Source organism: Streptomyces sp. Tu6071, assembly GCF_000213055.1.
GTDB classification, from domain to species: Bacteria; Actinomycetota; Actinomycetes; order Streptomycetales; family Streptomycetaceae; genus Streptomyces; species Streptomyces evansiae.
Window position 1 is genome coordinate 1,598,094 of the sequence record NZ_CM001165.1, and the last position, 18,806, is coordinate 1,616,899.

15 protein-coding genes and 1 pseudogene are annotated in these 18,806 nt (G+C 73.2%); 3 read left to right on the top strand and 13 right to left on the bottom strand.

Annotated features, from left to right (window positions below):
* Positions 1 to 394 precede the first annotated feature (394 nt).
* Positions 395 to 1,090, top strand: coding sequence for a DUF4389 domain-containing protein (locus tag STTU_RS06485; protein WP_007820975.1), 696 nt, complete (start codon positions 395 to 397; stop codon positions 1,088 to 1,090).
* 117 nt (positions 1,091 to 1,207) lie between these two features.
* A pseudogene (locus STTU_RS32785) lies at positions 1,208 to 1,627 on the top strand (ATP-binding protein); the annotation flags it as partial.
* Between the two features lie 424 nt (positions 1,628 to 2,051).
* On the opposite strand, the gene argF reads toward STTU_RS32785, so the two are convergent.
* The 12 genes from argF to STTU_RS06550 form a co-directional block, all read right to left on the bottom strand.
* The gene (gene argF, locus STTU_RS06495; protein WP_007820978.1) at positions 2,052 to 3,098 is read right to left on the bottom strand and encodes an ornithine carbamoyltransferase; all 1,047 of its coding nucleotides are present in this window, start codon (positions 3,096 to 3,098) and stop codon (positions 2,052 to 2,054) included.
* Positions 3,099 to 3,216: 118 nt separating this feature from the next.
* A complete protein-coding gene (locus tag STTU_RS06500) occupies positions 3,217 to 4,449 on the bottom strand; it encodes an arginine deiminase (protein WP_007820980.1) in 1,233 nt (410 codons plus the stop codon).
* Between the two features lie 118 nt (positions 4,450 to 4,567).
* On the bottom strand, positions 4,568 to 7,186 hold the full coding sequence (locus STTU_RS06505; RefSeq protein ID WP_234019175.1) for a polynucleotide kinase-phosphatase: 2,619 nt from the start codon (positions 7,184 to 7,186) through the stop codon (positions 4,568 to 4,570).
* Positions 7,183 to 8,763 carry a 3' terminal RNA ribose 2'-O-methyltransferase Hen1 gene (locus tag STTU_RS06510; protein ID WP_043254372.1) on the bottom strand — a complete coding sequence of 527 codons (1,581 nt, stop codon included), beginning with the start codon at positions 8,761 to 8,763 and terminating at the stop codon, positions 7,183 to 7,185. The genes STTU_RS06505 and STTU_RS06510 overlap by 4 nt, the downstream gene beginning before the upstream one ends.
* A gap of 218 nt (positions 8,764 to 8,981) precedes the next feature.
* Positions 8,982 to 9,902 (bottom strand): LLM class F420-dependent oxidoreductase, encoded by a 921-nt coding sequence (locus tag STTU_RS06515; RefSeq protein ID WP_043254374.1) that lies wholly within the window; start codon positions 9,900 to 9,902, stop codon positions 8,982 to 8,984.
* A gap of 212 nt (positions 9,903 to 10,114) precedes the next feature.
* Positions 10,115 to 10,705 (bottom strand): hypothetical protein, encoded by a 591-nt coding sequence (locus STTU_RS06520; protein ID WP_093852783.1) that lies wholly within the window; start codon positions 10,703 to 10,705, stop codon positions 10,115 to 10,117.
* 610 nt (positions 10,706 to 11,315) lie between these two features.
* Positions 11,316 to 11,753: a hypothetical protein gene (locus tag STTU_RS06525; RefSeq protein ID WP_086021129.1), complete on the bottom strand. Its 438-nt coding sequence runs from the start codon at positions 11,751 to 11,753 to the stop codon at positions 11,316 to 11,318.
* A gap of 426 nt (positions 11,754 to 12,179) precedes the next feature.
* Positions 12,180 to 12,686, bottom strand: coding sequence for a DinB family protein (locus STTU_RS06530; RefSeq protein ID WP_043254380.1), 507 nt, complete (start codon positions 12,684 to 12,686; stop codon positions 12,180 to 12,182).
* Positions 12,683 to 13,168: a DUF6099 family protein gene (locus STTU_RS06535; protein WP_010269575.1), complete on the bottom strand. Its 486-nt coding sequence runs from the start codon at positions 13,166 to 13,168 to the stop codon at positions 12,683 to 12,685. The genes STTU_RS06530 and STTU_RS06535 overlap by 4 nt, the downstream gene beginning before the upstream one ends.
* Before the next feature lie 152 nt (positions 13,169 to 13,320).
* Positions 13,321 to 13,692 (bottom strand): nucleotide pyrophosphohydrolase, encoded by a 372-nt coding sequence (locus STTU_RS06540; protein ID WP_009069186.1) that lies wholly within the window; start codon positions 13,690 to 13,692, stop codon positions 13,321 to 13,323.
* Positions 13,689 to 14,984, bottom strand: coding sequence for a hypothetical protein (locus STTU_RS06545; protein ID WP_043254383.1), 1,296 nt, complete (start codon positions 14,982 to 14,984; stop codon positions 13,689 to 13,691). The genes STTU_RS06540 and STTU_RS06545 overlap by 4 nt, the downstream gene beginning before the upstream one ends.
* Before the next feature lie 489 nt (positions 14,985 to 15,473).
* Positions 15,474 to 15,869, bottom strand: coding sequence for a cell division protein SepF (locus STTU_RS06550; protein WP_007820996.1), 396 nt, complete (start codon positions 15,867 to 15,869; stop codon positions 15,474 to 15,476).
* A 522-nt stretch (positions 15,870 to 16,391) separates the two neighbouring features.
* Between STTU_RS06550 and STTU_RS06555 the strand changes: the two genes are divergently transcribed.
* On the top strand, positions 16,392 to 17,276 hold the full coding sequence (locus STTU_RS06555) for a SigB/SigF/SigG family RNA polymerase sigma factor (protein WP_007821000.1): 885 nt from the start codon (positions 16,392 to 16,394) through the stop codon (positions 17,274 to 17,276).
* Between the two features lie 372 nt (positions 17,277 to 17,648).
* On the opposite strand, the gene STTU_RS06560 is transcribed toward STTU_RS06555, so the two are convergent.
* Positions 17,649 to 18,659, bottom strand: coding sequence for a glycoside hydrolase family 64 protein (locus STTU_RS06560; RefSeq protein ID WP_007821006.1), 1,011 nt, complete (start codon positions 18,657 to 18,659; stop codon positions 17,649 to 17,651).
* Positions 18,660 to 18,806: the final 147 nt, after the last annotated feature.

Sequence of the window (18,806 nt, forward strand, 5' to 3'; positions counted from 1 at the left end):
GGGCGGGGGCGGGTTGGGTGCGGGTGAGCCGGGGGTGGGTGGGCCCGGCGGGGGCGGGCCCACCACAGGCGATCCGGACGAGGACGGACCCGGCGCACGCAATCCCGGCGCAAGCGGACCCAACGCAGGCGAGCCGGGCGCGGGCAGACCCGGCACAGGCGAGCCGGACGAGGACGGGCCCGGCTCAGGCGATCCCGGCGCAGTCAGACCCGGCGCAGGCGGACCCGGCGCAGGCGATCCCGGCGCAGGCGGACCAAGCGGGGGCGGACCAAGCGGACCCGGCGGGGCGGGCGGCGGCTGGGGGCAGGGGGCGGCTCCGTATCCGCCCGAGAGCGCCTTCGAGTGGCTGCCCCCGCTCGACCTCCCCGGGCCGGGGCGGCAGCGGCGGTGGACAGTGCTGCTGCGGCTCCCGCTCCTCCTGCCGCACGCCGTCGTGCTGTTCTTCCTCTCCCTCGGCGCCTTCTTCACGGCGATCGCCGGGTGGTTCGCCGCGCTCGTCCTGGGGCGGCTGCCGGAACCGGTCTTCCGGTATCTCGCGGCGTACCTCGCGTACGAGGCCCGCGTCGGCGCCTCCGCGATGCTGCTCGTGGACCGCTACCCGCCCTTCGCGCTCTTCCGCGCCAGCGGCTACGAGGTGCGCTTCGAGAACCGGCCGACGCACCTGAACCGGCTCGCGGTCCTCTTCCGGATCGTCCTGATCATCCCGGCGTGGATCATCGCCTCGCTCGTGATGAGCGGCTGGTGGACGCTCGGCCTGCTCTGGTGGCTGATCACGCTCGTCCTCGGCCGGATGCCGCTCGCGCTGCACGGGGCGAGCACGGCGGCCCTGCGCTACCACCTGCGCACCTCCGCGTACTGGCTGCTGCTCACCCCCGCCTACCCGAAGCGGTTCTTCGGCGACGAGCCCGGCGTGACGGACCCCGTGGAGCGGTACTCGGCGACGCGTCCGCTGCTGCTCTCCACGGGCGGGAAGTGGCTGCTCGTGCTCTTCCTGGTGGCGGGGGTCGTGGGCGGCGGCAGGGGCAGTACGTACACCTCGCCGCACGAGGAGACGGACACCGCGCGGCCGGGGAGCACGGCCGGGCGCTGAGGCGGCCCGGGGACCGGGCGACGCGGTTTCGCGCGCGGCTTCGTATGGTGGAGGGAGACGTCCCCCCGGGCACGCCCCTGCCCGCGTCCCCCGCACCACCCGAAACGGAACCTCGTCGTGCCGGACCCCGCCGCCATACGCTCATGGCACCGCACGCTGCCGCACAGCCCGCAGGCCGTCCCGCTCGCCCGTGCCCTCGTCCGCGAGGCGCTGGCCGGGCCCGACCGGGACACCGCCGAACTGCTGACCGCCGAGCTGGTCGCCAACGCCGTCGAGCACACCGAGGGATACCGCCCGGTCGAGCTGTACGTGGAGCTGCTGGCGAGCCACTGCCAGGTGGAGGTGCTGGACAGCGACCCGGCTCCCCCGGGCGACCTGGGCTCCCCCGTCCCGCTCGAAGCCCCCGACCCGCTCGCCGAGGGCGGTCGCGGCCTCCTCCTCATCCGCGCCCTGGCCGCCGCCTGCGGCCACCGCCCCACGGACTGGGGCAAGGCAGTCTGGTTCCGCCTGGCCGCACCGACAAAAATCCCGCCACAACGCGACGCCCCCTCCACCCCGCCGGCACACGAACCCGCCCCGCCAACCCAGCCCCGCCAGCACGCGAACCCAGCCCACACGCCACCCCAAACCCAGCCCCGCCAGCACGCGAACGCAGCCGACCACGCCACCCCCAAACCCAGCCCCTCCGGCGCTTGAGGAGCGGGGCCCGGGGCGGAGCCCCGAGAGGCGACTCTGGCAGCACGCGAACCCAACGCACCACGCCACCCCCAAACCCAGCCCCTCCGGCGCTTGAGGAGCGGGGCCCGGGGCGGAGCCCCGCAAGGCCACCCCGGCAACACGCGAACCCAACCCACCACGCCACCCCCAAACCCAGCCCCTCCGGCGCTTGAGGAGCGGGGCCCGGGGCGGAGCCCCGCGAGGCGACCCCGGCAGCACGCGAGGCCGCGAATCCGCCCCCGCGTCAGCCCTCGTGGGGCTCGTCCGCCGCCACCCGCCCCGGCCCCGCCAGCGTCGCGACCAGCACCGCCTTGATCGTGTGGAGCCGGTTCTCGGCCTCGTCGAAGACGACCGAGTGGGCGGACTCGAACACCTCGTCGGTGACTTCGAGCGAGTCGAGCCCGAACTCGTCGTGGATGCGCCGCCCCACCCCCGTCCCGAGGTCGTGGAAGGCCGGGAGGCAGTGCAGGAACTTGACGTCCGGGTTCCCCGTGGCGCGCAGGACGTCCATCGTCACCGCGTACGGCCGCAGCGCGGCGATCCGCTCGCCCCAGACCTCCGCCGGTTCGCCCATCGAGACCCACACGTCGGTCACGACGAAGCCCGCGCCCCGCACGCCCTCCGCCACGTCGTCGGTGAGCGTGATCCGCGCCCCGCTCTCCTTCGCCAGCTCCCGCGCCCTCTCGACGATCCCGGCCGCGGGCCAGTACGCCTCGGGGGCGACGATCCTGACGTCCATGCCGAGCAGGGCGCCGGTGATCAGGTAGGAGTTGCCCATGTTGAAGCGGGCGTCGCCGAGGTAGGCGAAGGAGGTCTCCGTGAGCGGCAGCGGGCTGTACTCGGTCATCGTGAGCACGTCGGCGAGCATCTGGGTGGGGTGCCACGCGTCGGTGAGGCCGTTGTAGACCGGGACCCCGGCGTGCGCCGCTATCTCCTCGACGACATCCTGCCCGTCGCCCCGGTACTCGATCGCGTCGTACATCCGCCCGAGCACGCGCGCCGTGTCCTTCGCCGACTCCTTGTGCCCGATCTGCGAGCCGGAGGGGTCGAGGTACGTCGTGTGGGCGCCCTGGTCGGCGGCGGCGACCTCGAAGGCGGCGCGCGTGCGGGTCGACGTCTTCTCGAAGATCAGCGCGATGTTCCGGCCGCGCAGCCGCGGCACCTCCGTACCGGCCCGCTTGGCGGCCTTGAGCCGCGCGGCGAGATCGATCAGCGAACGGAACTCGGCCGCGCCGAAGTCCAGCTCCTTGAGGAAGTGACGGCCGCTGAGGTCGATCGCGTCGTGGGCCATGAGGGCGCTCCCGGGGTGCCGCGTACGGGGAGGTACGGAGGCGACGAATGACGGAATGGAAGTGTATACGGTACCAGGCATTTCTATACGGCCGATAGGGAGGTGGAGCAGGTCTCCGTCACACCGCGTCCCGTTCCACCGGGCAGCTCATGCACCGCGGCCCGCCCCTCCCCCGCCCCAGCTCGCTGCCCGGGATCTCGACGACCTCGATGCCCTGCTTGCGCAGGTACGCGTTGGTCGTCGCGTTGCGTTCGTACGCGAGCACGACGCCGGGTTCCACGGCGAGCACGTTGCAGCCGTCGTCCCACTGCTCGCGTTCGGCGGCGTGCACGTCCTGCGTCGCCGTGAGGACCCGTACGGAGTCGAGGCCGAGCGCGGCGGCGAGCGCGCGGCGCATGTGCGCGGGCGGGTGGTCGGTGACCTTGAGGTCGCGCGGGCCCGCGCCCTGCTCGATCGTGTAGGAGCGGAGGTCCCCGAGGCCCGCGTACTGCGTGAAGGTGTCGCCGTCGACCATCGTCATGACGGTGTCGAGGTGCATGAAGGCGCGCCGCTTGGGCAGGTCGAGCGCGACGATCGTGCGCGCGGACCCCGCGGCGAAGAGTTTCGTGGCGAGCATCTCGACGGCCTGCGGCGTCGTGCGCTCGCTCATGCCGATGAGGACCGCGCCGTTGCCGAGGACGAGGACGTCGCCGCCCTCGATCGTGGACGGGTAGTCGGGCTGCCCCTCGGACCACATGCGGAAGTCGCCCGCCTCGGGCCCGGTGAAGAGCGGGTGGTGCCGGTAGATCGCCTCGAAGTGGACGGTCTCGCGCTGCCGGGCGGGCCAGCGCATCGCGTTGATGGACACGCCGTCGTAGATCCACGCGGAGGTGTCGCGCGTGAAGAGGTGGTTGGGCAGCGGGCCGAGGAGGAAGTCGTCGGGCTCCATGACGTGGAAGCCCACCGAGACGGGCTCGGGCCAGCGCTCCAGGTACTCGCGCTTGGTCATGCCGCCGATGAGCGCCTCGGTCAGCTCGTCCTCCGCGAGCGCGTCGAAGGAGGCGCGGAGGCGGTCGGTGGCGAGCGGCCCGTACTCCTTGTCGTCGAAGACGCGGTCGAGGACGAGGCGCCGCGCCTCGGGGAGCGCCATCGTCTCGCGCAGCAGGTCGGCGAAGAGGTGCACGGCGACGCCGCGTTCCCGCAGCACGGCGGCGAAGGCGTCGTGCTCCTCCTTCGCGCGGCGCACCCACAGCACGTCGTCGAAGAGGAGGGCGTCCTTGTTGCTGGGGGTCAGTCGTTTGAGTTCGAGGCCGGGGCGGTGCAGGACGACGCGCCGCAGCCGGCCGGTCTCGGAATCGACGTGGAAGGCCATGCCTGTCATCTTGTCCGCCGGACGGCCCGCGCACCCGTCACGCCACGAGGTGTGCGGAACCGACGTGGGGCGGTACGGGGCATGTCGCCCCGTACCGCCCCACGCGGCCCCGGCCGGCTCACAGCCGGGGGTCGACCGGCTCCGACTCCAGCGCGAGGACCGCGAAGACCGCCTCGTGCACCCGCCACAGCGGTTCGCCCTCGGCGAGGCGGTCGAGCGCTTCGAGGCCGAGCGCGTACTCGCGCAGCGCGAGCGAGCGCTTGTGGCCGAGGTGGCGCTCGCGCAGCCGCTTCAGGTTCTCCGGGCGGGTGTACTCGGGCCCGTAGATGATGCGCAGGTACTCGCGGCCCCGGCACTTGACGCCCGGCTGCGCGAGCTTGCGCGTGGCCGAGCGGGCGAGCGCCTCGACCGGCTTGACGACCATGCCCTCGCCGCCCTCGGCGGTGAGCGCGAGCCACCAGTCGGTCCCGGCACGCACCGAGTCCTCGTCGGTGGTGTCCACGTACACGCGCCGCGTCGGGCGGAGCAGACCCGTCGTTTCGGCGGCCACCATGCGGTCCACGTAGGCGAGTTGGGCGTCGTTCGGCACGGCGGCGAGGGACCGCCCGCGCGCGGCGAGGAGCTGGAACGGCGCGAACTCGACGCCGTCGAGCCCCCGCACCGGCCAGCAGTACCGGCGGTACGCCTCGGTGAACGCGGCGGCGTCGCTCGCCCGTTCGCGCTGCCGCTCGCCGAGGTCGCCGAGATCGACGCCCCGCTTCGCGGCCTCGTCGAGCGCGGCGAGCGCGCCGGGGAAGACCGCCCCGGCGGCGGCGCCCACGGCCGCGTACTGCGAGCGGAGCAGCCCCGTGGACTTGAGGGACCACGGCAGCAGCTCGCCGTCCAGCAGGAGCCAGTCCGTGTCCAGTTCGTCCCACAGCCCGCTCTTGCCGACCGCCGCCCGCAGTCGGGCGAGCACGTCCTCGGTGACCGCGCGGTCGTCGAAGAAGGGGCGTCCGGTGCGGGTCACGAGCGCCCCCGTGGGGGTCGCTTCGCCCTCGTCCGCGAGGCCGAAGCGCTCGACGGCCGTGGCCGCGTCGCGGCACACGAGGGCGACGGCGCGCGAGCCCATGTGCTTCTCCTCGCACACGACGTGCGCGATGCCGTCCTCGCGGTAGGAGGCGAAGGCGTTCTCGGGGTGTTCGAGGTAGCCCTCGCGGTGCGAGGTCGGTGTCGGTGCCATGGTCGGGGGCAGGTACGGGACGAGGCGCGGGTCGACCGCGAAGCGGCTCATGACCTCCAGGGCCGCCGCCGCGTTCTCCTCGCGCACGCCGATCCGGCCGAGCGTGCGGGTCTCGACGGTGCGGCGGCCCGCGACGTCGCCGAGCGCGAGCGGACGGCCCTGGTGGCCGCCGGGCGCGGCGGATTCGAGGGGCCGCGCGGGCTCGTACCACTGCTGGTGCGCGGGCACGTCGACGAGTTCGCGCTCGGGCCAGCGCAGCGCGGTGAGCCGGCCGCCGAAGACGACGCCGGTGTCGAGGCAGATGGTGTTGTTGAGCCACGTCGCCGTGGGCACGGGGGTGTGCCCGTAGACGACGGCGGCCCTGCCCCGGTAGTCCTCGGCCCACGGGTAGCGCACGGGCAGGCCGAACTCGTCGGTCTCGCCCGTCGTGTCGCCGTAGAGCGCGTGCGAGCGGACCCGTCCGGAGGTGCGGCCGTGGTAGCGCTCGGGGAGCCCGGCGTGCGAGACGACGAGTGCGCCGCCGTCGAGCACGTAGTGGCTCACGAGGCCGCGCACGAACTCCGCGACTTTCTCCTTGAATCCGGGCTCCTCGGCCTCGGCGCGCTCCAACTGCTCGATGGTCTCGGCGAGTCCGTGCGCGACGGTCACCCTGCGGCCGCTCAGGTGACGGCCCAGCTTGTTCTCGTGGTTGCCGGGCACGCACAGCGCGGTCCCCGCCGCGACCATGCCCATGACGCGGCGCAGGACGGCGGGCGTGTCGGGGCCCCGGTCCACGAGGTCCCCCACGAACACGGCGGTCCGGCCCTCGGGGTGCGTCCCGTCCTCGTAGCCGAGCTTGCCGAGCAGTTCCTCCAGCTCGGCGGAGCAGCCGTGCACGTCGCCGATCAGGTCGAAAGGGCCGGTGAGTTCGCGCAGGTCGTTGAAGCGCTTCTCGCGCACGACCTCCGCCGCACCGACCTCGGCGACCCCCTTGAGCACGTGCACCTTGCGGAAGCCCTCGCGCTCCAATCCCCGCAGCGAGCGCCGCAGTTCGCGCTGGTGGCGCTGGATGACGCGGCGCGGGACACCCGCCCGGTCCTCGCGCCCCGCGTTGCGCTCGGCGCACACCTCCTCGGGCACGTCGAGGACGATCGCGACGGGCAGCACGTCGTACTCCCGTGCCAGGTCGATGAGTTGCTTGCGGCTCTCGCGCTGCACGCTCGTCGCGTCGACGACGGTGAGGCGCCCGGCGGCGAGCCGCTTGCCCGCGATGTGGTGCAGCACATCGAAGGCGTCGCGCGAGGCGCTCTGGTCGTTCTGGTCGTCCGCGACGAGCCCCCGGCAGAAGTCGGAGGAGAGCACCTCGGTCGGCTTGAAGTGCCTTGCGGCGAATGTGGACTTGCCCGATCCCGTCGCGCCGATGAGGACGACGAGGGAGAGGTCGGGCACGGGGCAGCGACGGCTTCTCGCGGGGGCGGGGGGCGCCGGGGCGCCTGCGGGGCCGGCGGCGGTCTCGGTGGTGGTGTTCTCGCTCATGCCGCCGCTCCTTCCTTTGTGGTGGTGTCCGTGACGGACGCGAGGGTGTCGGTACGGGTGAAGCGGGCGAGCTGCGTCGGCGGGCCCACCTCGGGGTCCTCGTCGCCGACGGGCGCGTACGCCACGGTGTACCCGTACGTGGCGGCGACCTCCTCGGCCCAGCGCCCGAACTGCGCGCGGTCCCACTCGAAGCGGTGGTCGTGGTGGCGCACGTGCCCGGCGGGCAGGGTCTCCCAGCGCACGTTGTACTCGGCGTTCGGCGTCGTCACGACGACCGTCGCGGGGCGCGCGGCTCCGAAGACGGTGTACGCGAGCGTCGCGAGGCGCGGCGGGTCGACGTGCTCGATCACCTCGCTGAGCACGGCGGCGTCGTACCCGGCGAGGCGCGGGTCGGTGTACGCGAGCGAGCCCTGCACGAGCGTGAGCCGGGCCGCCTGCCGCTCGGGCATCCGGTCGACGCGCAGGCGGCGCGCGGCGATCTGGAGCGCGCGCTGCGAGACGTCCATGCCGAGGACGTGCGTGAAGCGCGTGTCCTTGAGCAGTTCCCTGACCAGCGTGCCCTCGCCGCAGCCGAGGTCGAGGACGCGGGTGGCGTTCGCCGCGCGGAGCGCTTCGACGATCGCGGCGCGGCGGCGGGAAGCGAGGGTCACCGGGCGTGCGGGCTCGGCGGCCTCGTTCTCCATGCCGCTGCCCTCACGGGCCTCGCTCTCCATGCCGCTGGCCTCGGCGGCCTCGTTCTCGGTACCGCCGTCTTCGGCGGCCTCTTCCGTGCCGTCCTCGACCGCGTTGTCGATGTGCTCGGCCCCCGTGTCGTCGGACTCGGCGAGCCGGAGGAGTTCGAGGCGTTCCATGGCCTCGCGCGTGAGCGAGAAGCGGTAGCTGAGGTAGCGGCGCGTGATGTACGCCTGCTCGGGGTGCGCGGGCAGCCAGCCCTCACCGGCCCGGAGGAGCTTGTCGACCTCGTCGGCCGAGGCCCAGTAGTGCTTGGTGCCGTCGAGGACCGGCAGCAGCACGTACAGGTGGCGCAGCGCCTCGGCGAGCACCTGCTCGCCTTCGAGCACGAGCCGCACGTACCGGGAGTCCCCCCACTCGGGGAAGGCGGGGTCGAGCGCGACGGGCTCGGCGGTCACGGTCCAGCCGAGCGGCGCGAAGAGCCGCTCGACGAGGCCCGGGTCGCCGTTCGCGGGCACGGCGGGCAGCTCGATCCGCAGCGGCAGCACGCGCCCGGCCAGCTCCGGCCTCGCCTTGCAGTCGCCGTGCATGGCCGTCTTGAAGACGGTGCCGAGCGCGACGGTGAAGAGCGAGGACACCGCGTACGGGCGGTCGTTGACGTACTGCGCGAGCGAGGCGTCCGGCGCTTTGCCGCGCCCCTTGCGCTTCCCGCGCCGCACGAGCGCCACGGGGTCGATCTCCAGGAGCAACGCCACCGAGCACCGCTCGACCCCGGCCTCGGGGTAGAAGACGTGCGCCGTCCCGTGCGCCGTGTCGAAGCGCTGGGCCCGCTCGGGATGCTTGTGCAGCAGAAAGCCGAGGTCGGAGGCGGGCGCTTCGGGGGTACCGGTGGTCGTCAAGGTCATGAACACCTTGTGATTATGGAGTGGGCACGGGTCCACGCACGACGGATTTAACCGGCACGCTCCCGCGCGAGGCGATGGGCAGCTCCCCCGGGAACCAGGCGCCGCCCCCGGTCACCTCCGTCCGGAGTGACCACTCCGCCGGACCGGGGCGGGCACGGTCCGTACACGGACGCTCGGGCCCGTGTACCGGCCGTGCCGCCGCCCCGCCCCCGCGTGGCTCAGCTCAGCTGGCTCCGCACCTGCGAGGAGATCAGCTCCAGGTGGTCGAGGTCGTCCAGGTCGAGGATCTGGAAGTAGATCCGCTGGGAGCCGACCGCGGCGAACTGACCGATGCGGTCGACCACTTCGGCCGGGGTGCCGGCGAGCCCGTTCTGCTTCAGCTCGTCGACCTCGCGGCCGATCGCCGCCGCGCGACGCGCCACCTCGGCGTCGTTCGCACCGACGCAGGCGACGAGCGCGTTCGAGTAGACGAGGTCCTCGGGGCTGCGGCCCGCCTCGCTCGCCGCGGCGCGCACCCGGCCGAACTGCCGCTCGGTGTCCTCGATCGAGCCGAAGGGCACGTTGAACTCGTCCGCGTACCGCGCCGCGAGCTTCGGCGTACGGCTCGCGCCGAACCCGCCGATGAGCACCGGCAGCCGCGACTGCGCGGGCTTCGGGCGGGCCGGGGAGTTCTCCAGCTGGTAGTGGCGGCCCTCGTAGCTGAAGGTGTCCCCCGGCTTCGTCTCCCACAGCCCGGTGACGATCGCGAGCTGTTCCTCAAGACGCGAGAACTTGTCCTTCGGGAACGGAATCCCGTACGCCTTGTGCTCCTCCTCGAACCAGCCCGCGCCGATGCCGAGTTCGACGCGCCCGCCGGACATCTGGTCGACCTGCGCGACCTCGATCGCGAGGACGCCGGGGAGCCGGAAGGTCGCGGCCGTCATGAGCGTCCCGAGGCGGATGCGCTTCGTCTCGCGGGCGAGCCCGGCGAGGGTGATCCAGGCGTCCGTCGGGCCGGGGAGGCCGTCGCCGCCCATGTGGAGGTAGTGGTCGCTGCGGAAGAACGCGTCGAAGCCGAGGTCTTCGGTCGCCTTCGCGACGGTGAGGAGTGTGTCGTACGTGGCGCCCTGCTGGGGCTCGGTGAAGATACGCAGATCCATGCCTCCCATCCTGCCCCCTCCCTCCCACGCCGACCGCCCCGCACCCCGCCGGGGACCCGTTCCACGGTCGGGTGAATCGCCGGGGCGCCGACACACGGACCGTCCCCCACGGGTTCCGTGACGTATGGGGGCCGACGACACGTGGCGGACGCACCGTCCCGAAGACGCCAGGACGCCCCCGCCCGGAAGCCCGCGACGGCCCCACCGCGCGCTCAGCCCGGAGGTGCCTCCCTGTACGGGACCGGCGCTCCGCTGAGCGCGTCGAGCAGGACCCGCCCACCGAGAGGCCGCTTGAGCCGCACCCGGACCGGCATGAGCTGCGCCTGCTTCGTGCACGGACCGGAGCCCCGGCCCTTCACGACGGACCCGGACAGCACGACGGCGTCCCGCCCCTCCAGAACCCCTACGCGCGCACCCCCGTCGCACACACCGCGCACAGCGACCACGGTGACCGTGCGCCCGTCCCCACTGACCCCGCCAAGCCGGTCCAGCCGCCGACCGGGCACGGAGCGGGTGGGGGCGATCGGGGAGCGTGGGGTGGGCGAGGAGGCCACGGCGGCCCGCCGGAGCGGGGTGTCGTAGCCGTCCAGCGCGAAGAGCCAGGCCGGGACGGTCGCCGGTCCACGCGTGGTGGCGACCCTCATCGTGCCGAGCCGCGCCCCGGTCACAGTGAGGTGCGGCTGCCCGCCGCCCCGGCCGAAGGCCATCCGCGCGTACGAGTCCTGGACCCCCACGAGCGGCCGGACGACCGATGCCCGCCCCGGCCAGGCGACCCTGACCCCCGTCGTCCGGCTGCGAGGCAACTCCCCTTGCAGCGCAAATGCCCCCTGCTCATAGGCGCGTCGGTCACCCCTGCTCCGCCATCCCCCGCGCGGCAGCCGCACCGCACCGCCCACGGGGTGGTATCCCGCCCGCCACGAGGCCGCCGCCTCGGAGCCCTCCCAGGCCGCCCCGACCCGCCGGGCCCGCTGCCGCAACACCTCCGCATCGTCCCCGGCGCCCCCCGCCTGCCTCCCACAACCCGCACCGACCACGAGCAACCCGACCGCGAGAGCCACCCGCGCCCCCACCCACCGCAAAGCGACCACCCCGAACCTCCCGGGACCGACGACACCCCCTGGACGCCCCCGCACCACGAAACGTTCAGCCCCCGGGGCGGGCGCGCGCGGCCCCGCAGACTCTCGAACGACGCCGCGCCCGCAACCACCGAAAGCCGCAGCGAGCAGCGGCCCCGGCCACGTTCCCGCAGGAGCGGAGCCGTATCTTCTCGCCCGCCCCGGCCCCGCAGAGCGAGTCCGCACCGACCATCCCCGGGCCCGCCCCAGCCCACCGCCACTCCGGGCACGCCCCTCCCGGAAGACCGCACCCCGCCCCGCGTGCGCCGAGAGGGGGCGTCGCGGGGACGGCCAGCGGTCAGGCGTCGGGGTCGACTTCGGGGTGCGTGAACCGCACGGGCTTGCCCAACGACCGCGCGTAGGCGATTTCGGCGCGCGTGCTGTCTCCGATGTAGTCGCCGACGACGAGTACTTCATCCGCGAGGCGAATCTTCGCTCGATGCAGCTCGTCGAGCCGCACCTTCAGTGCCTGGGCCTCGGCAGGATCGGACCACAGTTCGTGCGGCGACTTCATGTCGCAGCCCGGTTTGACGACGATCCTTCCGGCTGTGGTTTCCCGCAGATCGGCCTCGTTCATCTCGCTCATGAAGCGGGTGGAGCCGCAGATCACGACGACAGGCGGGAGGCGCAACAGCTCCTTCGCGTCGGCGAGCTTCTGCTCGGGGGTGAGCGGTCGCGTGGATGACACCGGTTCCTCCTGGTGGTGGTCCAAGGGTGGGCTGCGGAGACGAGACATACGGTGGCCAGGATCGTTCGGGGCGAAGGACGGCGACTGCCGCGCGACAGCACGCCATGCGGCGACGACTACGCATCGGCGGGGACGACAACCCGTTGGGGGAAGCATCCCGGCCTGGCGCCACGGCACGCCCACCGGTCGGCCATACGCCCCGGCTCAGCGACGCCGGACTGGTCGCCCTCGCCCCGGTGCGAGCCTTCGGTTCAACATGGCTGCTCCCGCGCCACCTCCGACCGCTCCGACCCGGCGGATGGAGACCGATGTACGGCCACCGCCCAATCCCTCGAACGCCCCACCGCCGCCCGGGCGTTGTCACGCCGTCTCACCCGCGCCGCGCCCGCCGAAGGCCGCCCTCGGACCACCTGTCCGCCGGCCCCTCCCCCACCGGACGCAGCGCCCCCGAACGCCGTATTCCCGCCGGGCCTCCTACTGCCCCTTCGTCCCGTCCAGCAGTTCCCGCAGGATGTCCAAGTGGCCGTTGTGGCGGGCTGTTTCCTCCGTGAGGTGCAGGAGTATCCAGCGCAGGTCGGTGTGGCGGCCGTCGCGGGTGGGGCGTTGGGCCTGCTTGTCCAGGGGGGTGCGCGCGACCAGTTCGCGGTAGCGGGCGCTCTGGTCCGCGTAGGCGGCGAGCAGCCGCGGGAGCGGGGAGTCGACGGCTATGCGCATCTCGCGGTCGGGGTCCTCGTCGGTCCAGGGGCCCTCGTCCTCCTCGCCGAGCAGGATCACCTGGAACCAGTAGTACTCGACCCACCGGAGGTGGTTGATCACCCCGCTCATCGTCATCAGCGGGGATCCGGGCAGGGGGGCCGTGCGGGCGTGCTCCGGGGAGACGCCCTCGCACTTGGCGCGGGCCGTGTCGCGCGCGTAGTCGAGGAACGTGGTGAGCTGCGTGCGCTCGTCCCACGCGGACGGCATGTCATCGATTCTTGTCATCGCGCGCAGCCTCCCGGATCGCCTCTCCAGGTGTCGACCGGTTTTCCGCGCGCGGCCTCTTCCGCCGGTTCCTCCCACAGCCCCCGCAACACCCCGACCGCGTCCCGGCTGTTGCCCAGCGCTTCGATCGTTTCCATGCAGTCCGCGTACGTGCCGCTCTCCGCCGCCGTCGCGGCGAGGGGGATCAGCGCGTGGGCCGCCTCTTCGAGGAGCGCTTCCAGGGCGTCGAGGGCGCGCGGCGGGTCGGCGACCGACGTGAGGCGGCTCGCGCGGGGCCGGACGCACGGCGGGGCACCCGTGTCGCCCGTCCCGTGGAGCCTGCGGGCCTCGGCGCGCTGGGCAGGCGGGCCCGTCGCCGCGAGGACGCCGCCGACCGCGCGTGCCAGGGCCTGGGCCTGCCACGCCTCCCGTACCACCTCCGTCTCGGTGCGTGCCGCGCCCAGTGCCGCCGCCGTCACCACCGCGAGCCGTGTCGCGTCCATCCGTCCGTCCCCCGAAGTCCGTCCATCCGTTGCCGGTTCACTACTCAGCGTGCTGGACGGAGCGCGACGCGGGAAGCCATCGCGGCACATCTGTGGATAACTTCGGGGAAGTCGCACAACGGCTCACTCCGAAGAGTGACGAGATTTTCGTTTCAGCCGCTCTCCTCCACGGGAAACCTCTCCTCGTTCCTGTCGATCTTCGCGTGCAGGGCCCGCACCGGGTCGATGCCCAGGACGTGGCAGAACTGGAGGAGGTAGGCGAGGACGTCGGCGACTTCGTCGTGGACACGGAAGCCGGTCGCCGGATCGTCCAGGACGGCTGCCGACTGCTCGGGGGTCAGCCACTGGAAGATCTCCAGGAGCTCCGAGGTCTCCACGCTGAGCGCCGCCGCGAGGTTCTTCGGTGTGTGGTACTGCTCCCAGTCGCGGGCGGCGGCGAAGGCGGTGAGGCGCGCGCGCAACTCCTGAAGGGCCGTGTCCCAGGCGGTTTCCGGTGCCCCGGGCGGGGGTGTCTGACTCGTCACCGCTCCGGTGTACCACGTACCGCCGCGCCCACTTCCACGAGCCGCACCCCGGGGATCGCCCCCGGCGAGCCGCCCGGCGGCGCGGGCGGGCGGGAGAGCGCGCCGAGGAGGCGGATGTGGCCGCGCGCGGCCATCCGTGCCGCCAGGTCCAGGAGCAGGGCGGCCTGGCGCTCGTCGAGGTGGAGGTCGAAGTCGTCCGCGAGGACGGTGAGCGTCTGGAGCGCGCCGGGCACCTCGCTCGCCGGGTCCACGTCGAGCACGCCGGGTCCGGTGAACAGCACCAACGCCATCGCCAGGTACCGCAGTTCACCGTCACCGAGACGGGACAGCGGCGTCCCGGGGCCCTCGGGGCGCAGCAGCCGTGCCGCGATGCCGCCGCCGGGCAGCAGCTCGGTCGCGAGACCGTCGACGACGCCCGCGCAGCCCTCCCGTACGGACGCCTCCAGGAGCCCGTACCGCGTGCGGCACTCGCGCGCGGCGCGGTGCAGCACCTCCGCGAGGTTGGCGCAGTCCCGGCGCAGCAGCCCGTCACCGCCGGGGGCGGGCGGGCGCATCGCCGTGGGATCGGCGGCGCACGGGAAGAGGCTGCGCAGGGCGAGGACGGTCTGCTCGGCCGCCGCGAGGACGCGTCGTTGCTCCTTCGTACGGCCCGCGACGCGCAGCGGCAGGAGTGTGGTGCCGAGGAGGTCGTCGGGGAGCGGGGCGCGTGTGACGGCCGCGTTGCCCGCCGTGTGCCAGGCGGCCTGCACGGTGCGGCGGGCCGGGTCGCGCAGGGCGGTTTCGAGGTAGACGACTCCGTCGCCGCTGAGGCGCTCGCCCACGACGCGCAGTTCGGGCTCCGCCTGCACGGCGAGGTCGAGACGTACGGGTCCGGCGGGGCCGTCCGAGACGCAGCCGATGCGGAAGCCGCGCCGCCGCTGCGGGTCGGGGCGGGCGTTCTCGGGGACGGCGGCACGCGGATCGGGGAACGCCTCGGCGAGCGGGGCGCCGTTGCCGAGCGCGGCGAGTGCCGCGCAGGCGGCGAGCGCGGTCGACTTGCCGCCGCCGCTCGGTCCGGTGAGGAGGGTGACGGGGCCGAGGCGCAGGACGGTGGCGCGGTGCCCGGCGTAGGCGGAGAGACGGAGTTCGGTCAGGTGCGGCCGGGGCGTGGTGTCCGCGTTCCGGTCGGCGCGGCCCGCCTGACCGGGCACGCGCGCGGCGCTCCGCGCGGGGGCGTCGTCCGTGCCGGGCGGAACGGCTTGCGGTGACTCGGCGTCCTGCGCGGCGGGGCCGAGACCTGAGGTGGGAGGCATGTGCGGAAGATAGACACGCCTCTCCGCGACGAACCGTTTCGCCTGGGGCGGCTTCCCACCATCGGGGGAAGCCGGGGAAAGGCCCGCCACCCCGCCGGGCGAACCTCGGCCCGCCGCATGCCCACCGCCCTTACCCCGCCAGGCGGTACGCGAGCCGCTCACCGCACCGAACGGTGCGCGTTCCCGGCGACGCGGCCCGGCTTCACCGGCGGCGGGCACCCGCGCGCGGCGCTCGTGCGCGTGCTACGTACGGAGGTGCGGGGCGGATCGGCGTCGTTCGCCTCGCGGACAACGGCTCGCCGCCCGGACGACGGCTCACCCCCCGGACGACGGCTCGCCCCGCGGACGGCGCTCCGAAGAGGAACCGTTTCCCCGGAGCCGCCACCGTCCGGGGCTCCCGCGCCCCTACCCGCAGGGCGACACCCCGGCCGCCCACCGAAGCGCGCGCCCGCGCCCCCCGTCGCGCGCTTCGCCGCAGGGGACGGCGTCTCAGCCGATCGTTCCCGTGCCCCGCACGCCCTCCACCAGGCTCTGCACCTCGGTGCCGGGAGGGGCGAGCAGGAAGACGTTGCGGTCGACGCGATGCATGCCGCTGCCGAGCCCGAAGACCACGCCGCTGCTGAAGTCGAGCACGCGCTTGGCGGTCTCGCTCTCGGCGCCGCTGAGGTCGAGCAGCACGGGGATCTGCGCCATGAGCGTCTCGGCGACCTCCCGCGCGTCCGCGAACACGTTCACGCGCAGGACGACGAAGCGCCGGCGCGAGGCGGCCTCCGCGTCCGGGAGCGCGCTGTGTCCCGGCCAGGACGGCCAGGCGTCGCTGCTGCGCAGCGGTACGACCTGGGCGAGCCCTTCCCACTGCTCATCAGTGACGTCGTGGCTGTTCACTGCCCCACCCCGTCCGGGCTCGTACGATTGTCTGCATTCGTTCATTCTCGCCCGCCTCACTCGTTCGGCGGACCAGCGACACACCCGCCCGCGGCCCCCGGCGGCACGCCTGACGGTACGTCGGCACCCTGAGGGTGCCCTGGGAAACCGTACCCAACAACCGGGGTGGTGCGGCGCGGCGGGGCCCTCGGCAGTCGGCCTGCATAAACCCTTGTTCCCGAATTCCCGCCCCCGGAACGGTTATGCACAAGATTTTTCGGGACCGCTCGTGTCTTTTCTTATTCCCTGTGAAAAATCGCCGATCGAGTGCGGAGTTGGCAGGTCAGCAGGGGGAAGGGGATGCCGAGAGGAGATCTTCCGTGCCGACGAGGCCGGTATTCCGGCGCTCGTCGGCCCCGTTCTCCTGATGATTTCGGGCCGTTTCACGATCGTCGCGTTTCGTCGCGTGTGACGTCGATGCGCGGGGGCAGGCGGGGCCATGTCGAAGTTCTTCGACCGCAACCGACTGCAAAGGTGCTACTCGTGACGATCTCCACGCACAGCACGGGCACGTCCGGCCCGGCGGCGGCCGAGGCGGACGCCGCCGGACTGCCCTGGATAGAGGACGCGGGGAAGATCGCCCCGACGGACGCCCGCGAACTCTCGCGCCTCTTCTTCGACCAGCTCGTCGTCCTCGAAGAGGGCACGCACGCCTACCAGTACGCGCGCAACACGCTCATCGAGATGAACCAGTCCCTCGTGCGCTTCGCCGCCCGCCGCTTCCGCAACCGCGGCAACGGCGACATGGAGGACATCCTCCAGGTCGGCACGATCGGCCTCATCAAGGCGATCGACCGCTTCGACCTCACGCGCGAGGCCGAGTTCACCTCCTTCGCGATCCCGTACATCGTCGGCGAGATCAAGCGGTACTTCCGCGACAGCACGTGGGCGGTGCACGTCCCCCGGCGGCTCCAGGAACTGCGCGTCGATCTCGCGCGGGCCAAGGAACGCCTCGCGGTCGAGCTGGACCGCGACCCGGGGGTCAAGGAGCTGGCGGCCGAGCTGAACATCAGCGAGGAGGAGGTCATCGACGGGCTCATCGCGGCGAACGGCTACATGTCCGACTCGCTCGACCTGCCCGCCGACAGCAGCACGAGCGGCAAGCCGGACCAGAAGACCGCGACGACCTACGCCGACTTCCTCGGCGACTGGGACCCGGCGATGGAGCTGGTCGAGAACTTCACGGCGCTGCGCCCGCTCCTCGGCACGCTCGACGATCGCGAGCGGTACCTGCTCGAACTGCGCTTCGGGCAGGAGCTGACCCAGGCACAGATCGGGGCCGAGCTGGGCGTGTCCCAGATGCACGTCTCGCGGCTGCTGAGCCGGACACTGGGGAAGCTGCGGGAAGGGTTGCTGTCGGAGGGCTGAGGCCGGGGGCGTGTGGTCCGGGACGCGAGGCCCGGTCCGGGCCCCTGGGGTCCAGGCCGCGAGGCCGGGTCGGGGCCCGCGCGCGGTCCGTCTGGGCAGGTCCGGCGGAGAGCCGGGCAGGTCCACGGAGAGCCGGGCGGTTCTCGGCAGGTCCAGGTTGTCCACAGGGCCCGTACGAAGAGCGGATCTTCGTACGGGCCCTGTGGCGTGTCTCCGGCGTGCCGGCGTGCGGGAGCCTCGGCGGCTCAGTTTCCGGGACCGGATACCACCGCTCCTCCCGGACCGGATACCGCCGCTCCTCCGGGACCGGACGCCACCGCCCCTCCGGGACGGGATGCCACCGCCCCGGAGGTCACCGCCGTGCGCGGGAGGTCACCACCCCACGGCCACCGCGAGCCACTGCGGGTCCTGGTGCGAGACGAAGGACGACTGGCCCGCGAAGTCGTCGTACGGGAAGCCGTACGCGAGGTGGTTGATGCCGTGGTCGTGCCAGAACTTCGCGTAGTAGTTCGCCGGGCTGTCCTTGTAGTAGAGGTCCGGCGTGGACCACTGGTCCTCGGGGAGCTGCGCGACGTGGCGGTTGAGCGCCGAGCACTTGCCCGGGTCGTTGGCGAGCACGCCCGCGCAGCCCGTGATGTCGGAGGTGGGCGCGTTGACGCCCTGCGACTGGGCGTAGGCGGTGAAGTAGTCCGCGTACTTGCCGCCCTCGCGGAAGTCGGGCGAGCTGCCGGGGGCCGGGATGCGCGTGGCGTCGTCGGCGAGGCCCTTGAACTCGGTGGGGACCTCGTCCTTGAACTCCTGGAAGGTCTGCTCGCGGGACTGCTGGAAGGTGTCGTAGTCCTCGCCGACCTGGACGTCGTAGCCGTCCTCGGCGTGCAGGCGCATCGCGAGCTTGAGGCCGAAGGCGTCGACGCGGGTCGTGTTGCCGTTGAAGACGTTGTCGCCGACGGTGAACTCGATGAAGTCCTGGTACTTGCTGTCGGGCGAGCCGAGGTAGAAGTACATGCGGCCCGCCGAGTTCGCCGGCATGTCGACGTAGGGCTGTTCGGCGATGGAGTGCGTCTCGCCGTTGAAGCTCCAGTAGACCTCGCTGTCGGGGTACTGGCCGTTGGTGCGGTTGAGGACCGCGACCGTGACGACGTTGTTCGGCGCGGGGAAGGCGGAGGTGTCGCCCCAGAAGGAGTCGGGCGGGGCCTCGCCCGGCGCGGCGGCGGCGACGGGTGCGGGAGCGGTTGCCGCTCCGGCCTGCGGGGCGGTCGCGAGGCCGCAGAAGGCGGCGGCGAGGAGCGCGGCCCCCGCGGCGAGCGGACGTCCCGCTCCGCGACTGCGGGTGCGGGAGGCGCGCGGGGCGCCGGGGGTACGGGTACGGGCTGCTGCGGGCATGACGGTACCTCCCTGGCGGGTGGGGGTACGACGGGCCGCCCGCCAGGTGCGCGGCCACGCCGCCGGGGGCGTGGGGCCACCCGGACAGGCTCGGTCCCCGCGCGCGGCCCGTGGGGGGCCGGTGGGGTGCGAAGGGACCTGCACCGC